The organism is Acinetobacter sp. NS-4 (assembly GCF_037402435.1).
Taxonomy (GTDB): Bacteria; Pseudomonadota; Gammaproteobacteria; order Pseudomonadales; family Moraxellaceae; genus Acinetobacter.
Map to the genome: position 1 here is coordinate 107,162 of NZ_JBBEUE010000008.1, position 19,657 is coordinate 126,818.

16 protein-coding genes are annotated in these 19,657 nt (G+C 36.0%); 5 read left to right on the forward strand and 11 right to left on the reverse strand.

All coding sequences use genetic code 11. From position 1 onward, the window contains the following. Nucleotides 1-3 precede the first annotated feature (3 nt). The 3 genes from WAE57_RS08295 to WAE57_RS08305 are packed head-to-tail and all read right to left on the reverse strand — an operon-like array spanning nt 4 to nt 1,376. Nucleotides 4-654: an isoprenylcysteine carboxylmethyltransferase family protein gene (locus WAE57_RS08295; protein WP_337709976.1), complete on the reverse strand. Its 651-nt coding sequence runs from the start codon at nt 652-654 to the stop codon at nt 4-6. Further along, nucleotides 651-914 carry a DUF2933 domain-containing protein gene (locus WAE57_RS08300; protein ID WP_337709978.1) on the reverse strand — a complete coding sequence of 88 codons (264 nt, stop codon included), beginning with the start codon at nt 912-914 and terminating at the stop codon, nt 651-653. The genes WAE57_RS08295 and WAE57_RS08300 overlap by 4 nt, the downstream gene beginning before the upstream one ends. A gap of 27 nt (nt 915-941) precedes the next feature. Next, entirely contained in the window at nt 942-1,376 is a 435-nt protein-coding gene (locus WAE57_RS08305) for a hypothetical protein (RefSeq protein WP_337709979.1), read from the reverse strand. Nucleotides 1,377-1,737: 361 nt separating this feature from the next. Here WAE57_RS08305 and WAE57_RS08310 point away from each other — a divergent pair, with 361 nt between their 5' ends. The 3 genes from WAE57_RS08310 (at nt 1,738) to WAE57_RS08320 (ending at nt 5,570) form a co-directional block, all read left to right on the forward strand. After that, on the forward strand, nt 1,738-2,118 hold the full coding sequence (locus WAE57_RS08310) for a copper resistance CopC family protein (protein ID WP_169538747.1): 381 nt from the start codon (nt 1,738-1,740) through the stop codon (nt 2,116-2,118). 65 nt (nt 2,119-2,183) lie between these two features. Then, nucleotides 2,184-3,065 carry a CopD family protein gene (locus tag WAE57_RS08315; RefSeq protein WP_337710039.1) on the forward strand — a complete coding sequence of 294 codons (882 nt, stop codon included), beginning with the start codon at nt 2,184-2,186 and terminating at the stop codon, nt 3,063-3,065. Between the two features lie 1,245 nt (nt 3,066-4,310). Further along, the gene (locus tag WAE57_RS08320; protein WP_169538749.1) at nt 4,311-5,570 is read left to right on the forward strand and encodes a hypothetical protein; all 1,260 of its coding nucleotides are present in this window, start codon (nt 4,311-4,313) and stop codon (nt 5,568-5,570) included. A gap of 167 nt (nt 5,571-5,737) precedes the next feature. Here the strand turns inward: WAE57_RS08320 and WAE57_RS08325 are convergent, their stop codons facing one another. Genes WAE57_RS08325 through WAE57_RS08335 form a run of 3 tightly spaced genes read right to left on the reverse strand, consistent with a single transcriptional unit; the run spans nt 5,738 to nt 11,926 of the window. Continuing rightward, nucleotides 5,738-8,953 (reverse strand): tyrosine-type recombinase/integrase, encoded by a 3,216-nt coding sequence (locus WAE57_RS08325; RefSeq protein ID WP_169538883.1) that lies wholly within the window; start codon nt 8,951-8,953, stop codon nt 5,738-5,740. Further along, nucleotides 8,928-11,255, reverse strand: coding sequence for a hypothetical protein (locus WAE57_RS08330; protein WP_169538751.1), 2,328 nt, complete (start codon nt 11,253-11,255; stop codon nt 8,928-8,930). Before WAE57_RS08330 ends, WAE57_RS08325 begins: the two co-directional genes overlap by 26 nt. Continuing rightward, nucleotides 11,255-11,926 carry a hypothetical protein gene (locus WAE57_RS08335; protein ID WP_156188709.1) on the reverse strand — a complete coding sequence of 224 codons (672 nt, stop codon included), beginning with the start codon at nt 11,924-11,926 and terminating at the stop codon, nt 11,255-11,257. Before WAE57_RS08335 ends, WAE57_RS08330 begins: the two co-directional genes overlap by 1 nt. A gap of 490 nt (nt 11,927-12,416) precedes the next feature. Here WAE57_RS08335 and WAE57_RS08340 point away from each other — a divergent pair. Then, a protein-coding gene (locus WAE57_RS08340; protein WP_337709986.1) for an IS3 family transposase occupies nt 12,417-13,492 on the forward strand; the annotation gives its coding sequence in 2 pieces (ribosomal slippage) (nt 12,417-12,669 and nt 12,669-13,492; 1,077 coding nt in all). Nucleotides 13,493-13,727: 235 nt separating this feature from the next. Here WAE57_RS08340 and WAE57_RS08345 read toward each other — a convergent pair. The 5 genes from WAE57_RS08345 to WAE57_RS08365 all read right to left on the reverse strand — a co-directional run bounded on the left by WAE57_RS08345 (nt 13,728) and on the right by WAE57_RS08365 (nt 18,913). After that, nucleotides 13,728-15,467, reverse strand: coding sequence for a protein kinase family protein (locus WAE57_RS08345; RefSeq protein WP_156188714.1), 1,740 nt, complete (start codon nt 15,465-15,467; stop codon nt 13,728-13,730). Nucleotides 15,468-15,477: 10 nt separating this feature from the next. Further along, on the reverse strand, nt 15,478-16,206 hold the full coding sequence (locus tag WAE57_RS08350; protein ID WP_156188715.1) for a hypothetical protein: 729 nt from the start codon (nt 16,204-16,206) through the stop codon (nt 15,478-15,480). Further along, the gene (locus tag WAE57_RS08355; RefSeq protein WP_156188716.1) at nt 16,206-17,039 is read right to left on the reverse strand and encodes a vWA domain-containing protein; all 834 of its coding nucleotides are present in this window, start codon (nt 17,037-17,039) and stop codon (nt 16,206-16,208) included. Before WAE57_RS08355 ends, WAE57_RS08350 begins: the two co-directional genes overlap by 1 nt. Before the next feature lie 516 nt (nt 17,040-17,555). Continuing rightward, nucleotides 17,556-18,488, reverse strand: a complete 933-nt coding sequence (locus tag WAE57_RS08360; RefSeq protein WP_337709992.1) for an IS5 family transposase — start codon at nt 18,486-18,488, stop codon at nt 17,556-17,558. 95 nt (nt 18,489-18,583) lie between these two features. Beyond that, a complete protein-coding gene (locus WAE57_RS08365; protein WP_104498419.1) occupies nt 18,584-18,913 on the reverse strand; it encodes a DUF4236 domain-containing protein in 330 nt (109 codons plus the stop codon). Between the two features lie 151 nt (nt 18,914-19,064). On the opposite strand from WAE57_RS08365, the gene WAE57_RS08370 reads away from it, so the two are divergent. Continuing rightward, the gene (locus WAE57_RS08370) at nt 19,065-19,655 is read left to right on the forward strand and encodes a class I SAM-dependent methyltransferase (RefSeq protein ID WP_016658949.1); all 591 of its coding nucleotides are present in this window, start codon (nt 19,065-19,067) and stop codon (nt 19,653-19,655) included. The last annotated feature ends 2 nt before the right edge of the window (nt 19,656-19,657 follow it).

The following is a 19,657-nucleotide window of genomic DNA, read 5'->3' on the forward strand; positions in this document are numbered from 1 at the left end:
CTCTTATAGATTACCTGTTTTTCTTTTAAAGTTAGGAATAAAGCGTGGTGTGCATTGTGCATATTGTTCGTAAACAGCCCCAAATTGTTTACGCATTTCAGTTTCTTCAGTGACCGCCAGACGTCCATACATAACCAGTAAAATGGGGAACATGATCAAGGTTAACAGGGTGGGCCATTGCAACAGGAAACCCAGTAAAATCATGACAAAAGCTACATACTGGGGATGGCGTATACGCGCATAAGGTCCTGTTGTTGCCAAAGCATGCTGGCGCTGTGCATGGTAGAGCACATTCCATGCCGTGGATAACAGATAGAATCCAAAGCCCAGGAAGATGTAACTGGCGATATGTAAAATGCCAAAATGTGGATCACCTTTTTCGCCAAGCAGCGTAGACCATAAATGCCCGGAATTATGGGAGAGCAAATCCAGACCAGGATTACGGGTTTGCAACCAGCCTGAGAGCAGATAAATGGTCAAGGGGAAACCATACATCTCGACAAATAAAGCAATTACAAAAGCCGAGAAAGCACCAAAGGTACGCCAATCTCGTGTGGTGTTAGGTTTAAAGAAACTGAAAGCAAACATGATAAAGATGGCTGAATTGATGATCACCAGTGACCAGAGCCCATAGGCAGATTCCATATGATTCATGGTTTATCTCCAGGTTGATCCGATTCAGTTTGATTTCTTGTGTCTGGTTTTTTTCCATGATGGTGATGACCACCATGCATAAAGACATGCATGAGTGGGCAAACTAATAGCAGTAAATAGGGGAGAGCCGCGATGGTATGTGCCAGATGCTCCGTCAAGAGAAAATAGGCGGCCACACCGGCAATGACAAGAAAACCGATGGCGTAACGTGATGACCAAAATCTAGGCGGGGACTCATGGCCCTGATGTTGTTGCTTCATGCTGCTCTCCCATAAATGCGTATGCTGTTATTTTTTTGCGGCAGGCTGAGACATGCAGCCATCCATCATCATCTGCATCATGGATTGCATCATATCCATACGCTTTTCCATCATTTGCTGACGATCAGCCATATTCATGTTCATATTCTGCTGATCCATCTTCTGCATCATGCTCATCCCATCTTGCATAAGTTTCTGGTGTTCAGCCATGAGCTTCTGTCTGTCAGCAGGTTTCTTGGCTGCCATCATTTTTTCATGCATGGTTTGCATAGCTTTCATATGCAGGTCCATGGCTGCCATAGGGTTTGTCGTTGGGCTGCCAGTCGCAGTTTTATTTACAGTTGCTGTGCTAGTAGACCCAGCCGGATGATGCTCTTTATGTTCATCAGTACCTTGAGCGAACACAGCCAGTGATGAGGTTGCAAGACAAAGTCCAAGTAATGTATGGCGAATATAGGTCATGATGTTCTCCTGTCCACCTGAGAAATCGATACCACTTTACAGTGAAGTGAATAGCAGTGGTTTTTCGTTCTCATCAGATATTTTTATTTGGGGCTAAGTTTATTTGTTACGGTATTTTCGGATAAGAACTCTGATTTTGCAGGTTTTTCTCATCTGTATAATGAATAAGCTTATCATTGGCATCGAGTTGTTTTTTGAAAATGACAAAAATGTAATTTTGGGGTCATCTGCATGTACTGAAGCCACCTGATAATACAAAAAGATATAACGAAGTAATCAAGCAATTAAGCGATAATTATGTATTGTTCAGTTCGTGGTTGTTTACTGTATTTATAGTCAAATATTGACTGAGGATGGACAGATGACGTTATTTCAAAATTGGATGATCAAGTTAGGCCAAATTTTAGCAGGTATTGCTATCATCACTGTGACTACGGCCACGTTTGCTCATGTGAATCTGTTGAGTTCCACACCCGCTGCAAATGCTGTTGTTGCGCATCAACCTAAAAAGATCACCCTGAATTTCGCTGATGCCGTGATGTTGATGAACATTAAACTGGTCGATGCGCAGAAAAAAGAAATTCCATTGAATTACAAAGTCAGCCATGACCTGAAAAAATCATTTGATATTGCGCTACCAAAGCTGTCCAATGGTAAATATACGGTATTCTGGATGACCATGGCCAAAGATGGCCATCACATGAATGGTGAGTATAGCTTCACGATTAAAAATTCAAAATAAAATCCATTTATTGTTAGATCTACCAGTCATTGACTGGTAGATCATTAAAAGATTAAAAAATAATGATGTTTTCTGAGTATTGGACATTAGCAAGCTGGATCACACAAGTCGGGTTGTACTTCGGTACGGCTTTTGTGCTGGGTGGTGTTTTCAATTATCTGCTGTTTGCAAAAATTGCCGAAATTCACACAATCTTACAGCGTTATATGTTGATTGGTGCAATCCTTGGCTTGATTTCAACTGTTCTAGGTTTTCTGATCCAGATCGGGAGTTTTGCCAATCATGGCATAGCAGGGATGTGGGATACCACATATTTGAATATTCTGATGGAAACATCTATTGGCAAGGTTTATGAATTGCGTGCACTGTGTTTTGGGGTGGTTTTACTCCTGTTGCTGAGCAGATTAAAAAGCACAACACCACCTGCATCATGGCGAAACGGATTGTTGCCTGCTGTATTCCTTATACCTGTGGTCATTAGTTTTTCTCAGCTTGGCCATACGGCAAATCTTGGCTATATGGCGCAGGGCTTATTAGCCTTGCATGTCTTGAGTGTTTTTCTATGGATGGGGGCACTTTATCCCTTATGGAAATTAAACAGACTCATTAGGGGGAAAGCTTTACAGGACAGTATGCGTTTATTTGGGCGGATTGCCGTTTTCATTGTCGCTACACTGATTGTTGCTGGTGTTTCAGTGGCCGTATTTTTATTTCAAGACTGGAAAAATTTGCTGGGAACAGCCTATGGTCAAGGTTTTATTCTCAAGATATTAATGGTGTTTGGAATCTTGTTTATCGCTGCATTGAATAAATTGTATTTCACACCACGTTTACAGCATCCTAAAACTGCAAAATTGTTTGGCCATGTGATCTTGCTGGAAATAACATTCGGATTCGCCATTTTATTGCTGATAGGATACATCACGATTGTGATTGGCATGGAATGATGCAAATGTCAGAGTAATTCTTAAATCATAATCGTGGAACGTGAAGAATCCAGGAAAATGTCCAATTGGGGTGCGATTGGGCTAAACACCATAATGCAAGATATTGATTTTAATTGAAAAATTAAAACAATTTCGTATAAGGTGTATTATGTTAATTTTAGGAAATGTTAAATTTCAATAAAAATATAGATTCATCAAATAACTATTGTTTACCACAGCAATTTCTATAAAAGACCACATAACACCATAAAATATATTGATTTTTATATACTAATATGGCATAAATTCCCCCCTGTTACTTTATAGCAGTAAATCAACTACATAAGATTTAGCTGATCGAAAGGCTAATTTGTAAAAGAATTCTAAAATTAAAGCTCTATGAGCTTTTCAAAGTCCTGTTGGGGTTGCTGTCGCCTCCCTGGTATACAGGAAGAGTTCGAAGTGCATGTTTTAGAGCGAACTCGAAAAAACGGCAGTAACGACTGGGCGCCACGTTTGATCAGCAGCACCAAGGGTCGTGGCTTTGTTGAAGGAGGATTCTATGGAGTCTCTCAATGAAACAAGCTCAGCGGGTTATTTGATTGGCTTTGCAGTATTGTATGGTGTACTCGTTATATCATTCGTACCTGCACTGGCTTTCGTGCTTACGATGCTTGTTATGGTTGTAGGTATGGTCTTATTAAAACAGGGCTAAGATAATTGACAAAAAGTAGATTTTTTAAAGTTCATGCAAGCGTGGGCTTTTTTTTCGCCTTCAGTTTCTGAATATGGCGATTATATAAAATTTATTAAATAGAGCAGGCGTAATCAGAAAAAGCTACCTTATAAATAAACAGATAGCTTAATCTAAAAATTCTTACCTTTCATTTCTACGTATATGACGAGCATAACTAGCACGCCGGCGCAAATACTTTCCTGAATAGGATTTAAGTGTCATCCAAAGAATGCCATTTATTCTTTCTAAGTGTGTGATCGTCCAGTAACAACCAAAGTTGGTACAACTAAGATGAATTGGTAAGCCAACTCTCAATTCATTTTCTGGAATAACTTGACCAATATTATGTCTAAAGCGGTGATGTAATGCCATTTTATTTCCAATTAAAAAAGTTTATGGGTTTTAACGGTTTACTCAATTTAATGCTTTTTTATGATATATACAGGACCAAATTTTCCATTAGAAAAATGGACCAGAATTTCTATAGAATGTTGTTATACTAAAATGTTTTATGGTAATAAAAAACTGACATGCTCATCTCTCAAGAAACCCAAAAAGAACATGCCCTTTCAGAGATAACGAACTTTATAGCTCAAGAAATATATAGAATTGCAGTTATGGAACACTATCCTGATGACTATTATGCAATTCAAAATTTATCAAACAACATTTGGGATAAATTTCAGAGCTTACGAGACCAAGGTATTGATAATTTAATTGATAATTTAAGTTCAGAAATAATTAATCATATTGTTTTTCAAAAAGATGAAGATAGTTTTGATATAAATATAAAAGAAATGATTGATGATGAAGGCAAATGTTTGCTTGCTTTAGTTGGAAGCCCTGATACAGAAATAGTTGCTAATTATGATTATCTAAAGCATGAGAATGGACTAAAAGAGAATGTTTTTCAAATTGCTAAAGAACTTTTTTTAGAACACCGAAATTTAAATTGTAATATTCCACATAAATACCCACCACATATTCTTAGTTTTACATTTGATTATCAGTCAGCTCTTGAACACTATCATGGATTATCTTTTCTACCTAGAGAAAAAGGGAATACAATAACTGTAACATCCGCTCCTTATTTCTCTCTTAGACCATATTCAACAAAAAGTATTAGTCGATTCAAAGTCATTACTGAGAAAGTTGAGATATCTAATCAAGCTCTGTCTAAAAATTTACAAACCATTATAGAAGGGGAAGACTGTACTGAACCTGATTTATTAGAAAGTTATGTGAGTTTAGATTTTGCTAAAAAACTAAACTCACATAACTCAATTAATTATGCTAAAAAACTAAGATGTGAACTGGATACAAGTAATCCACTATCTGAGAAAGAAATTGATAAGTTTTTTAGCCATTTAAGAGCTGAAATAGTATCAATACAATATAAAAATAAACAGTGTAAACTGCTGATGGCAGAAAGTAAGGAAGAACTAATAAGCGCCTATAGAATTCCAGAAATTAAAAGAAATGATTGGGTACAAATAGAAAAACTACATAAGGTTGAAATGCCTAATTTAGAAACACCATCACATGCAAAAAACTATCTATTAGGATTAATTTTAGCTCATGAAGACTATATAAACAAAAAAAATCGTAAGTTAAGTGGTAAAGGGGGGGATGGCTTAAATCTCTCAGATCGTGCAGATTTTTTATCTCAAGAATTAGCTAAAAATCATGGGGAAAAAGGATTCACCGCAAGCATGATAAATAAAGGATATAAATTAGTTCGTAAAGCTATTAATAGTCACATTAATGATTTCAAACAATTCTCCACTTAACATAATGGGCATTATTCGAAATTAAAATGTTAGAAACCATTTAAAGTGTCTGTATTCTCACCAATAAAAATGTCTGGTCTAGGATGCGCATCAACATCATGGACTGGATATGAATCGAGATACTGATCACTATGTCTGACAAGGAAATACAATGTCTTGCAGTTCACTTAAGGCTCCCATTTTTGTGGATTAAGTTCAAGAGATCGTGGCCTCCCAATACATGCTAGATGCAGACAAAATTTAAATGCGGCAAGTGCTCTACCATCTGGTATTGAATAAAGCTGTAGACGAACGTAATCTTCATTTGTCTTTGGATGATCTGCAGTTTTTGATTTAGCAAGTTTTATTAATAAAGGCTGTTTTTTAGGATCTAAAAAGTCGACTAAGTCTTCTTGTCCGAGCAGATGCCAAAAGTGATTAGGAAATAGCGTTTTTACTTTGGAATAAAACACTTCCAATTCATCAATTTTATTCTTGCGATAATGAATACCGGTATGAGAAATAGTGACACGTGTTAAAAATGTCTCAAGTACAGCTTTGATTTCTCCGGGATTTTTTGCAAATACCTCGTGAATATTGTCAAAGAAATAGACAAGTGCTTTCAACTCTTCGGCTGTGTCGATCTTTGAAGGTTTTAGGGGAATTGATTGATGATTTTTGTTGTTAAGATCAAATAACCGTGGGTTATTTTTTTGAGACTTAAGATTGCTTAAGTGTTTTGCATTTTCATACCAATAGTTTACAAGTTCGATGGGTAAACACATTTCTTGCGATACATGTTGTGGGTCATGATGAATCTCTAGTAAATGAAGACACTTGTAAAACAATGCAAATGAGACTTTAGATTCTTTTGTTCCAGCAAAGTATTTAAAATAGTCATGGAATTCAGAGTTAAATAAAGCAATCTCATTCTGAATATCTTCTGCATTGCTGTTTAACCAGCCAGTTTGATCGTTGAGTAAACGCTGACATAAATGATCAGCATGCTTTTCGAAATTAAATTGATCTGAATCTTTCGCTGTATTTAAAAATTTGAAAGAAGGTTGATATCCCATTATTTTCTTGGCTAACTGATTATTCATGTCTGGGTGATATTGCAGTATTTTGTATCCAGCCATCAGATAACTTAAATGGATATAACTTTTAAATGTTTCGGTAGGATCAATATGTCCCAGTAAATGCGCAATAATAAACCAATGATGTTGACCATGTGAATTGCGGAGTATCTCTGCTCGAATAGATTGATATTCTTCTTCGGTGTAATCCGTCAGATTTTTTACAAGTGGAGTGTAATCTGAATTGAGAAGAACTGATAGGTGATTTGCTGCAGTGTGTCGGAACGAGTGGAAAGAATAATCATGATAATTAAAAAGCTCATTCAGAATCATTTTAAAAGGCGTAGTCACCGTATGCCTATTAAGTTTTGTGTTCTCATTCCAATTGCGAAACAAGTATAAGTTTTTTTGTTTGAGTAGACGTTGCTCGACCACATAGCTGTGGAATAGTTGATATTCATCAGCTTTTAACAAACAATATACAGGTACTATACGTTCAGCACTATCTGTTTTGAGTTCATGTAGATTCCCTTGCTTTTTAGAACCATAAGGTTGAATCCATACTGATAGATTGATCAAACCTTCTATATCGCGGACGCGTAATCCGAGAATTTCATTAATACGCATACCAGTTCGGTAAGCTAAAATATATATAATTTTTAATGTCTTATAATGATTTTCTTTGATATTGGTATTTGTGAATAGTGCATCCAACTTACTCATCAAAGCCTGATAGGTTAAATGGCCGATAATACGGGCTCTAGGTCTGCTTTGAGTAGCGATGAATTCTAAGTCAAACGACTCTGCATTGAAGACTGTTTGTTGGAATGCATGGAAGCGTTTTAGCATGTAGATTGTTTGGCTTTTTGATTTTTTTAAATCAGGTTGATTCGCTTCATCTACAAGTCGAGTATTTGTAATGATTTGTTCGTAGATTTTATTCAGCGTCGTATTCAGATCATCTTCGGTATCAAGATATTGTAATGAGTGTGTCAACCAGGGTTCAGCAATTCGAGTGAAGTAGGTATAGATTGATTTATCAGCTAAACGTCCATTTTCCTGAAATGACTTTTGGAATTGAATCACGCAAAACTTAAAAAGATCAGCGATAGGCTGAATTTTTTCTGAAGCCGGTTTATAAAGACTAATAAGCCATAAGATGATACGTTTGCTGTATTCATTAAATTTTTCGGCATTTTCAGTACAATATTTGATAATTAATAGATCAATGCCTTTATCGGTTTGTGCAGTACGAATAAGCTTTAAAAGATCTTTATGAATTTTGATAACATCATCTAAGGCCTGTTGAGCATTATCAGAGTAGGACTGATTCATGATTGAAGGCGAGTTTTCCATATCGACATCACTAATAGGATCCTGCTGATATTTGAATTTTGGTTGAAGAAATCGTTCAAATTCAGTCTCTGATAGTCCACATGTTGCGATATTTTCAATCAGACACTGTGAGAGTGCCGGATCAATGGCAACGTTCGGGAGTTGCATCCAGTTAAAACTAGTATGGTCACGTAATAATACTTTAAAATCTTTGAAGAGAACTGATAACGGTAACTGAAGCTTATTAAAAATAAGCTCCAAGTAATCATCAACATTTTGATTTACGTTACGAATATTTCTGGTGTTGAAGTGGATTAACCACAGGCGAGTGATTTGATCCGGAATAAAATTACGTGATTTGCGTATGGTTTTTTCATCAACGAATAGATCTCCATAAGATGGAGAGAGCGGTTGCAAAAATATAATGTTGAGATCTTCGATATTTCTAATTTTTGCTGGATCTTTTAAATGCTCAAGCAAAGCCTCTAATGAGGCTTTTTGATTTAGGCCTGAGTAAAGCATGGCAGATACAAGAATATTCCCAATGATCTCATCATCAGAAAATGCCTGACTATCTTTCGCTAGAATCCAATAGTCCCAAAGCTTATCAATAATTTCATCAATCTGATGCCCTTTCTTGATCCAGTCCATTGTGAAAACCGGCTGATCGCGCTGCATTTCAAATGTCAGACTAGGCAGGGGTAAAGGCTCACTACGTTGTAGATTGATTTTTTTAATATAGGCCCGGAAAAATTCATGGGCGTATTTTTTCCAGTTTAGGCTTTGAGCTTTGCGCTTAATAAACTCATAAATTGCCGGGTAGAATGGTTCTTGATTCTCTTTTTTTTCAAATTCTTGTTCATGAAAATATTGGCTTAACTCATTTTCCACATCGGCTCGCAGCATTTTCTCCTGATCAAGACGATTTCTTTTTCGGCGTTCTTCAGCGTATAACTTTTGATTTTGCTTATTGAATGAGGACATGGAGTTCAATACCAGTGATTTCAAAATGATCTTTCATCTGCTCAAGAATAGAAGCGATACTTAAATATTGAGAAAGGGCTAAGCTCGAATAGGGATGAGCAGCTTCTTGTTGCATTGGTTCATGACCGAATAATGCTAAAATTTCAGGTTCGCTAATTTTATTGGTGAGAAAAGCTCGGGTTGTATGTCGATGCCAGTTTGCATGATCCAAGCCTAATTCAGGATGAAAATTGCTTACAATCGATGGACTCAAAGTCTGGCATTCTCCCTGCTTAAAAATATTTAAGAGTGGGTGTTCATTCTTCATAATCTTTTGAATACGGTCCTGAAGCTCGGGATGAGTAGGGCAGATTTGACGTTTAAAATAATCTATAAACTGTATGAATTTTTTTACCTCCTGCACTACAAAATTACTAAGTGGAATTAAACGTCCATAACCTTGACGTCCTCCAATTTCTTTATCAGAAACCATGCATATTTGTCTTTTCAAGTTAAAACTTTTTAAAAAACCTGGAAATTCAGCGACTGGTCGAGCGGCAGTAAACAGCAATAAAAAGTGCCACATCCAGATGTTGTAGTTGTTAAAAACCGCAATTAAATCATTTTCCTTTTGCATAAAAATTTTAGCTTTGAGTACGGCAAAGATTTTTTTAACCATATTCTGGGTAGGTGCTTTAAGGCTACCAAAGTTCTGTACTTCATCATATCTAATGTCTTGATAGTCATTGGATAATTGTTCACACAGATCTTTTAATATCGAGACATATTGGCTATGCAAAGACTGAATATTTTGATGAGAATAAGAAATAGAAGAAGATTTATTGGCATCAATTCCTGTGAGAAGATCTGCAAACTGTTTATTTCCAGTTCGTTGCAGAATTGTTTGATGTAAAAGGGAACTAATTTTGATCAATGACAATTTGGGAATATGAAGTTCTATTCTAAGCTGTTTTAAAAACTGTCGAACATCGTCGTCATTGACAGGATCAGTATTTTGCAGGTCATGAATAAATTTATTAGGTATCGGGATGTCTAGATAGACAGTTTGGTTGAGTAAGGAACTTGGATAAGCAAAATCCTTATTCTCAAAAATTGAAAATTTACTTCTCAGAAAATATTGCCCTTTCTTCAGAATTACTCTCTGACGAGAATTTAAATTCTTAGCACGTTTATTTTGTAACTTTAACCATTCATCAATTTTATTACCCGTTAAAAAGGACAGCATCAGAATCAGAGCAGCCTTTTTTTTCTGAAATCTTTTTAATATTTCATTGGGATTCCCATCAATTTTTGCATGATAATTTTCGTACAGTTTATTAAGTACTGCACTAACACTTGTGGTATTTGGAAAAAGGCTGCTGAATGGCAGTAAATGCTCTTTTCGGTGAATATGTTTTGCAATTAAAGGTAGGACATAGCTTTGACTAGATTCTGAATACTTAGCTAGCGGTGTAACAATAGTCGGGTCTATGTGTATTTGACGCGTATCCTGGTCATCTAACTGTTTCTCTATATTAAGAGCTATAGACTTTTGACCGTTTTTAATCTCTGTAGTTTCTTCAATCAGCTGCTCTTCATCTAAAAAATTATATTGCAGTGTAGTGTCACTATTTGCTCTTGCAATTTTCGCTTTATTTTTTAAAACATAAGTAAAGGCGATACGAATAATTTGCAGCAGGTTTTGTAAAAAATCTTCGGATTCCTCTTTATCGTTATCTTTATTAGTTAACTCATTAAGATATTGAACAAACTCTTCTAAAGAAAGGTTAGGGTTTTGAAGATACTGGTTCCAAAGCAGCTTGTATTCGCGTGTGTTTTGATATTCTTTGTTGGTGTTTAGAACCCGATTCGCTATACGAAAGCGTTGAAATAAACGTTTTACAGTAGTGAAATGTTCGGTGTTGTTTTCTTTAAAAAGTTCCGGTTTTATGTCTGGAAGGGCTATCAGATAGATTGCTGCTTTCAAGACCAGGATATTCCAGATTAAAGCATTTTCTTCTGACTTCGCTAATTGTGCAATTGAGTTCACATACCAAGTGACAGGATTTTCGTTAATTGTATGCTGTCGCGAAGGGGTTAGGGCGGCTGGTTTAGTCACAACATGTTTAGGTTGTAGCTTAAAATCTGTGAGATCGATCTTCAGGCCTTCAAGATATTGATCAGTTGGTTGTGAAGTAAGTAAGTCAGCAACATATTGAATATGTTCGGCACGGTTAAGTTGCTCATCCCCAAAGAGTTTTTCTAACGTCTTTTGTAATAATGTCTGTTGAGTTTCAGCCGTACTTTGATTTATTTGATTATATTCAGACATCATGATTTCCATAACTGATCAGGTGAGAGAACGAAGTCGGCGTTGTTTAAAAGCTGTTGAACAATTCCGCTGGTTTGTTCCAGTTGATTCAATACATTTCGTCTTTGCTGCTTGATAATATTATTGCGATGATTCAGTTGATTTCGTGTGCATGACAGCAGTTGGGCAAGCAGATCTAAGCTCATAGAACAGTGGGGCTTGAAAGAATTTTCTTTGTTTAAATCGAGCATTGCTTTGGGGGAAAGAGAACTATTAATCAGTGTTTGTAATCTTTCAGGATTCATTTTTTTCAAATCATGATGAAAAGAGGACAGAAATTTGAGGAATTCTGAACTTGTTTGTTGTTTTAACAGGTCAATTTTTTCAAAATCTTGAGGGAAAGAATGTACCAGCAGCTTGATATTTTGAGGAATGGTATTTGACCAATATAGATACAGGTGAAAATTATTTGCCACTGTATAGCCGGTAATATTTGGATCTCTCCATACACGAAGTTCTGGGTGAGAGACAAATATAGATAAATCAGCTTTTATGGATTTGAGAACTTCTTGATAGCAAAAGTGAATTCCATAAAAATTAGGATGAACACTCAGATGAAGTTTATTTAAATTTTTGCAGCATACTTCTTTGGCTGCACCAAATTCTTGATTGAACTCAAAAGTTGTTCCCATATAAATGAGAGTCCTCAGAAATTATTAAAAAAATAACCAAGTGAAAATTCTTATTTTGTGTGCGCTAAATTTTTTTCATTTTTAGGATCTCAAGTTTCTTGAAAGTAATTCAATACTACTTGTAAGAAGTAATTATTTCAAGTGTTTGATTTAATTGAAAATAATATATCAAAAAATGTTTCTTTTGTACATGTGGGATAATTGATCTCTATATCAAAAGGAGGGGAATGGTTATAAAACTCTAGATATACCTATGATCCTTGGCAGTATAGTGGATTGTTTTTTCCTCTAAACGCCCAAAAAAAATTTTCAAAAGCTTTTTAGTTAGTCCTTTATTTGTAGAACTGTCTTTTATTCGATTGTAGTAAATTTAAATATAAGGGAGGTGATGTCTACTATTGTGGTTCGGAGAGTGGTGGGGTAATCCCCCCTAAAAATAAAAGGATCTAAAAGTAGAATTTTCTCTTAAGATACGAGCAGGAGATTCTGCATGAAAACATCTAAATTTACTGACAGCCAGATCATGTCCATTTTAAAACAGGCGGAGTCTGGCACACCTGTAGCCACCCTTTGTCGTGAACATGGCATGAGTAATGCCACGTTTTATAAATGGCGTGCCAAATATGGCGGTATGGATACCTCATTGATGGCTCGACTGAAAGAGCTGGAAGCAGAAAATACCAGACTAAAAAAAATGTATGCTGAAGAGCGATTAAAGGCAGAGATTGTTCAGGAAGCAATGTCAAAAAAGTGGTGAAGCCATCTTGCCGACGTCAGATGGCTCAACAAGCCGTTGCCCTGCATGCGGTTAGTATCCGTTTAGCTTGCTCTGCATTTGGCATTAGTGAAACCTGCTACCGTTATCAGGCTAAACTTTGCGATGACAATGCACTCATTGCTGAACAGCTCATTGAACTCACTGAGGAAAATTCCGATTGGGGATTTGGTCTGTGCTTCTCATATTTACGACATGTTGAGAATCACTGCTGGAATCACAAGCGGGTTTACCGCATTTACTGTGAGTTGGCACTAAATCTGCGTATTAAACCGAGAAGAAGACTAAAACGGCACGCGCCTGAACCATTGAAAGAACCAATCCGAGAAAATCAGGTCTGGTCATTAGATTTTATGCATGATCAGCTGATCGATGGTCGAAAGTTCCGATTATTAAATGTGATTGATGACTACCGTCGAGAAGGCTTAGCGATTGAAGCAGGATTCTCATTACCTACAATCCGAGTTATTCGTACGTTGAATCAGTTGCTGGAATGGCGAGAAAAGCCGTTAGTTATTCGGTGTGACAATGGCCCGGAGTTTATCAGTCATGAATTTGTACGCTGGGCAACTGAACAAGGTATTCGTATTGAATATATTCAACCAGGTAAGCCACAGCAGAATGCGTATATTGAACGTTATAATCGGACTATACGTTATAGCTGGCTAAGCAAGCATCTATTTGACACACTGGAAGAAGTACAAGATTATGCAACGAGTTGGCTGTGGCATTACAACTATGAAAGACCACACCAAGCAAACAAAGGAAAGCCACCTCTCATGGCTGCTTAACCTCTACTTTTAACTTCGGTTATTTATGGGAGGATTACCCATGCACGTGTAGCAGTCCTTAACAGATTTACGGAATTAGGTCGACCACTTACCCAAGTTACGCCTTAAATTTGGCTCAATTAGGGGCGCTTTGCATTTCAAATCTTTGTGCAACAAAGCCACCTTAATAACGGATTTGTTTAACGCCAGCATACTTTTTGAAACACCACCCGCAAAAGGTCTATTGCCTTAAATTTCAACTGCAAGCCTTCAATGCCACTAAAATAATTACAATCAAGATCACCCAAGTAATTACTTGTTCACCATTAAATCCCTTCCTAACTTTATTTTGAGAAGAATTATTTGTAGGTATTGATACTTGGGAGTTAGTAGTAATTTTCTGATTATTAGCAGTTGTAATTGGTTTCCGATTTGAACTATTTATAGCGTTATTAGAGGAAGTATTTATAGTATTACTAGTTGTAGAATGTATTTTACTCAAAATTGCTTGATTAGAAGATTTAGCTGCATTTGTAGAATTTGTGCTTATAGGTTGAGTATTTTGCACAGAATATGGTTGCCCTGTTATTTGAGCTAGAATATCTTTATTAGATACTCTTATTGATGAATTACTTATTGTACTAGATTGTTTTTTATAAGCTAATCGTTTCTTCGCTTCAGTCTCATCAATTGTAAATAATTGACCTTTCTTTGAGACAGTGATTGATATATGGGAATATTTATATTTTTTACTCTTATATGGTGCTTCCATTAAGCCCTTGATACTTACCCATTTACCAATCCAAGAACTATCCGGCTTATCTAGAATAGCATCTAAGCCTTCACTCCAAATTGTGATTTTGAATATATTTCCTTTCCAATCTCCAAAATTAATAAATACATATGGCTTACCATATCGAGTAATATTCTGAGTCACATCGGTAATCTTACCAACCACTTCAACTTGGTTACCAATTTGTTGGAGACAGGCGTTGTAATCCATTGCTGAAATAACTGGATATGGACTTATGTATTCATTAACAACTACAGCGCGGCTAACATTTTTAGATACAATATGAACATTACTTAAATTAGGTATATTTAGACCAGCAATGAAGTCACTTAAACTTGGAATCGTTTCTAATTTAGTGAGATTACATATTGCAGCAAAGTTTTTAACATGATCTTTTAAAGTTGGATATGTGCTTAATAGTGCAAATGTTTGGGAGGCATTAGGATTAGAAAAATCTGTTGAACGAAATACAATAGAATCTTGATCTGACTTTGTTTTGTCCCAAATAGTGGAATCAGTTGCCAGTGCTTTACATGCTAGCCAAAGTAATATCAATGAAAATCTATCAAGTTTACTGTTATATGGGTTTAACTTAGCTCGATAAGGATGTTGAAAGTTAATATGTCCTAATTCAGAACTACCTAAACTTGCTATGGAATCAATATACATACCATCATAATCAATCAACTGGATTGAAGATCCAGAATTAGAAATCATTAAGTTTCCGGTTTGTATATCACCATGAGCAATTGAATTACTCTCTAAATATTCTGATAACTTTACTAAAGCATTTGATAAATTAGTTATATAGGAAGGTTTATCATAATTATCTTCAAGAAACTCACCAAGGGTAGTTCCTACAGCCCATGCCATTTTAATGATTGGATATGGATTGCCATCTACCATGATTCCTTTAGGCTGGAATTCAAAATCCAAGAAAAATGCAGAAGACAGGTTTTTTAATTTTTTAGAAATTTCTAAATAACGTTGTTCTAAAGATTTTGATTCTTTATGAAAACACCTTACGGCATATTTTTTTGAACCGCATTCAATTGTATAAGTTAAAGCAAATCCACCACTAATAGCTAAAGGTACACCGAGTCCTGTCTTTTTAACGTTACCTTTTGCTAGTTCACTATCAGTTAATAATTTACTATGAAGCTGAAATGCTTCATTGTATTTTTCAAAAGATGGATAACTCATGATCGTATACTTATATCTCTAAAATCACTAAAGTGGTGTCATCTACTTTTAGACTCCCTCTACTACGACTAAATCTTACTAATCTATTAAATTTTCTTTCATTAATGGTGAGAAAGATGTTAACCAACTTGTTATGATCAATAACTGTCATAGTACGACAAAACCAATCTGCCAATGCATCTGTTGCACAGATAGCTACTATTGACTCATCATTCGATAAAATTGGTATTTCCAAATAATGATTGCTATTTTCTTTACTGAAGTCGATAGAACTATTTAATTCAATTTTCGTAGAAATTAGTGTGGGATTTGCATGAAAATCAGGAATATCAAATGTTTGGTGATATGTATACTTGCCATCATTTTTTTTGAAAAAAAATATAAAGCTGTCCCCAAATAATCTAGTGATAATTTTTTTATTAACAAAATCTAGATTGATACTTGCAAATGTAGAAAAGCTCCCACGTTGATAGGCAGACAATTGGGACCAACTCATATTATTAAAATCATGTTCTAATACATATTTTTTAGCTGCATTATTTAACCAATCATCGTTTATATCATCACTCTCAACAAAAGAGTCACAAATAATTTTTGCCCATAATTGGGAGTTATAAGATTCGCTAGCTCCATCACATAGAATGAATTTGGTTAAATCATTTGAGAAAGCAAATGAATCTTCATTTGCTTTCTCTTCCCCAATTTCTTTTGGATGAGTACCTTGGAAAACAACTTTCATTATCGCAGCTGAGAGGCTCTTGTACCAATATCAAAGAAGTCTACGATATCAGAAGCTTCAGCATTAAAAATAAAGCCTCTTGATTCACCACTTACTTTAAAGCCTTTATCTTGAGCATAACCTACTAAATGAGCAGGTAACTCACTAGACATTCTAAATAACATTTTAGAATAGGCATCAGGTAAAACATGTTCGCTTGAAGGTAAAATGATAGGAGAGTTACTTAGGGCACTAACATGCAAATTATAAATTAATACAGAGCCATCATTTGTACCAATTTGACTTAGATGATTCGCAATTTCTTCCGGATCACCATCATTAGATTCACCATCAGTAACATGTAAGATTGTTGGAGGATAACTATCTGGATGAGCATCACACCATTCAGCCAAAACTTCAGCGGCTTTAGTTAGTGCTGCACGCATTGGAGTACCGCCATTAGCAGTTGGTTCAAACCACATTGGGAATTTAACAGCAACTTCTAATATTCCACCAGCACCATCATCCATCTTACGTTTACGGTCTTCGATTCTAAGAGGATTTTGTTCAAGTAATGAAATAGGATTCATAACCTGATTGCCCAAAACACCAGTAAATCCATTAGTTACACCTTGATGACCGTACCCTAAGACACCAATATCAAAATAATCTCTGATGCCTTCTGATTTAGAGCATCTTGTAATTAAGTCCATAAGTGTTTTATTAAGGACATCAGATACAAATTCAGCTTTAGTTCTTCCGGATGACATTTTGTCCATCATAGAACCTGATTGGTCAACTAAAAACAAAAATGCAGTTGGCGAAGTTCTACTAATTTGCGCTTCGTGTGACATTTTTTCCTCTTTTTAAATATATCTATAAAGTTATGATAAGTACTCTATTGGATTTTATCCATTATAAATAGCGAATTTTCAATAATATTTAGTCCTACATCCGATTTTTGCTGTTGTGCTTGAGCTATACGCTTTTCTAGTGATGCCCTTTGTTTTGCTTGCCCATAATTACTCTTATTTTTAACTTAACTATTTATATTCCATGATTTTTTATTAATTTTGAGTAGACCTTGCATTAGTCAAAGTTTAAACAGCCGTAAGCTATATTTTATAAGATTTTAGCTGATTCAAAAATTAGGTAAAAGCACACTTTCGCAAGAGGTTTAATATATAGCAGCAGTTCGCAATCAATTGATGGAATTATAGGCAGCTTAGAAAGCCCAGACATTTGATCAAATGACCAGCATGTTGTTCACTGCCGTATAGGCAACTTAGAAGTATTATTTTCAGTTATACTTATGCAAGGCTTTGTTGCACAAAGATTTAAAAAATAGAACTACCCTAAGCGACTCAAATTTAAGTGACAACTTGGGTATGAGCTCGGCCTAATTCCATAAATTTATTTAATACTGCCACACGTGCATGAATCTCATTCACCTGGCTTTGAAAACTCCGTGCACTGAGTTTATCTCCCAATAATTTGATGCAATGCATCTTGGTTTCTACCAAGCTTCGGCGATGATACCCAGACCACTGTTTCCAAATTGCTCTTCCTAGGCATTTAACCGCTTTCAACAATTCATTTCTTTCTAAAGATCTCAGCTTTTTGTCTTTCCAGGGCTTCGCATTTTTTCTTGGCGGAATCACCGCATGTGCCTGTCGATCTGAAATGACTTTTCTGCAGTGTTTCGTGTCATAAGCACCATCTGTATATACAGAATCAATCTGCTCATCAAGTGGAATTTGATCAAGTAAATCCTCGAGTACTTGTGAATCACTGACATTGTTTGTCGTGAGCTGAACGGCCCGTATTTGCAGCGTTTCAGCATCTATACCAATGTGAAGTTTACACCATTGGCGACGATATTCAGGCTGATGTTTCTTACGTTTCCATTCACCTTCACCTAAAAACTTTAAGCCAGTAGAGTCGACGAGTAGGTGGAGACCATCACGACTTTTTTGATAGCGAATTGCAATATCAATATGCTTTTGTCTTCTACAAATAGTCGAATAATCTGGCGCTGTCCAATCTAATCTACAAAGTTTAATGAGGCTCTGAACAAAGCCAGTGACCATGCGTAAAGAGAGTCGAAATAGTGATTTGATCATAAGGCAGCATTGAATAGCCGCATCAGAATAAGTTTGATTTCTACCATGTTTGCCTTTTGGTTGTGCATACCATTGAGTAGTCGGGTCAAACCAGATCAAGATATTTCCTCGATTCACCAAAGCTCGGTTGTAAGAAGACCAATTGGTTGTGCGATAGGTTTTAGGTGCGGGCTTTTTCATTTGAGAATTATATTGCTAGATAAGCCTTTACAGATAGGTTTGTGCAGCAAAGCCCCTAGCGGAATAAATGTTATGGGTACAAAGGTCGGCTAATTCTAAAAAATAATAGCCCCGACAATAAAACAAAATAATCCAAAAATCACCCAAATCCAGACATTCGATTTGGGTTTCTCAGTATGTGATGTATAGAACGATTGTTGTTCCTGAGTAGGATTTTTTTGGTTGCCAACTCTGTTCTTATAGGGCTGGTGTTTTGAATAGGATAGGCCTGTGCCAGGAATACCAACGCTGGTTCGGGTGCCTTTTTTGCCAATATTTAAAGAAGCACCAGGTTTGCCAATGCTTGCACTGCTGATGCCTTTATGCGTCAGATTGATTTTTAATCCAGGTAATATTTTAATACTCTTGCGAAATCTGAAGCCCATATTTTTTCCATTTACAAGAACCAGTTTGGTTTCTATCTCAGTTGTCCGGATACAGTGAAATAAGAGTTTGATTCATTCATAGGACTGATCATTTGACTTATCTAGTGAAAAATCAGTATGTTCTTTAACATAAGATATTGGCTTTTAGACAATGAATCAAACATCAAATTATTACAATCAACATGCTCAAGCATTTTTTGAAAATACCTATCAGGTTGAAATGGAAAGTCTTTACGCACCATTTCTAAGATATTTGCCGGAACAGGCATTGATCCTAGATTTGGGCTGTGGCTCGGGGCGGGACACTTTGGCATTTAAGAAAAAAGGCTATCAAGTTGAGGCAATTGATTATTCTGCCGAGCTGGTTAAAAAGGCCAGGGAGCTGACCAATATTGAAGTACGTCAGCAAAGTTTTTATGACCTAGCTGAGAATAATAAATACGATGGTATTTGGGCTTGTGCATCTCTTTTACATTGTGAAAGAGATCGCCTAACTGAAGTGCTGGGGCTTATATTCAAAGCATTAAAGCTAAATGGTGTGTGTTACATGTCTTTTAAGTATGGCAATACAGACCGTGAGATAGAGGGGCGTAGCTTTACTGACTTGAATGAACAGCAAGCTCATGACTTACTTAAGCAGATCGATCAGGCTTTACTGTTACAACAATGGATTACTGTAGATAAACGTCCAGAGCGTACAGAAGAGTGGATGAATATTCTGATTAGAAAAGTGCAGGCTTAGAT

Excerpts from the sequence above, each read along its gene's own strand:
- WAE57_RS08295 (WP_337709976.1), bottom strand. The coding sequence starts at position 654 with ATGAATCATATGGAATCTGCCTATGGGCTCTGGTCACTGGTGATCATC.
- WAE57_RS08300 (WP_337709978.1), bottom strand. The coding sequence starts at position 914 with ATGAAGCAACAACATCAGGGCCATGAGTCCCCGCCTAGATTTTGGTCA.
- WAE57_RS08305 (WP_337709979.1), bottom strand. The coding sequence starts at position 1,376 with ATGACCTATATTCGCCATACATTACTTGGACTTTGTCTTGCAACCTCA.
- WAE57_RS08310 (WP_169538747.1), top strand. The coding sequence starts at position 1,738 with ATGACGTTATTTCAAAATTGGATGATCAAGTTAGGCCAAATTTTAGCA.
- WAE57_RS08315 (WP_337710039.1), top strand. The coding sequence starts at position 2,184 with ATGTTTTCTGAGTATTGGACATTAGCAAGCTGGATCACACAAGTCGGG.
- WAE57_RS08320 (WP_169538749.1), top strand. The coding sequence starts at position 4,311 with ATGCTCATCTCTCAAGAAACCCAAAAAGAACATGCCCTTTCAGAGATA.
- WAE57_RS08330 (WP_169538751.1), bottom strand. The coding sequence starts at position 11,255 with ATGTCTGAATATAATCAAATAAATCAAAGTACGGCTGAAACTCAACAG.
- WAE57_RS08335 (WP_156188709.1), bottom strand. The coding sequence starts at position 11,926 with ATGGGAACAACTTTTGAGTTCAATCAAGAATTTGGTGCAGCCAAAGAA.
- WAE57_RS08345 (WP_156188714.1), bottom strand. The coding sequence starts at position 15,467 with ATGAGTTATCCATCTTTTGAAAAATACAATGAAGCATTTCAGCTTCAT.
- WAE57_RS08350 (WP_156188715.1), bottom strand. The coding sequence starts at position 16,206 with ATGAAAGTTGTTTTCCAAGGTACTCATCCAAAAGAAATTGGGGAAGAG.
- WAE57_RS08355 (WP_156188716.1), bottom strand. The coding sequence starts at position 17,039 with ATGTCACACGAAGCGCAAATTAGTAGAACTTCGCCAACTGCATTTTTG.
- WAE57_RS08360 (WP_337709992.1), bottom strand. The coding sequence starts at position 18,488 with ATGAAAAAGCCCGCACCTAAAACCTATCGCACAACCAATTGGTCTTCT.
- WAE57_RS08365 (WP_104498419.1), bottom strand. The coding sequence starts at position 18,913 with ATGGGCTTCAGATTTCGCAAGAGTATTAAAATATTACCTGGATTAAAA.
- WAE57_RS08370 (WP_016658949.1), top strand. The coding sequence starts at position 19,065 with ATGAATCAAACATCAAATTATTACAATCAACATGCTCAAGCATTTTTT.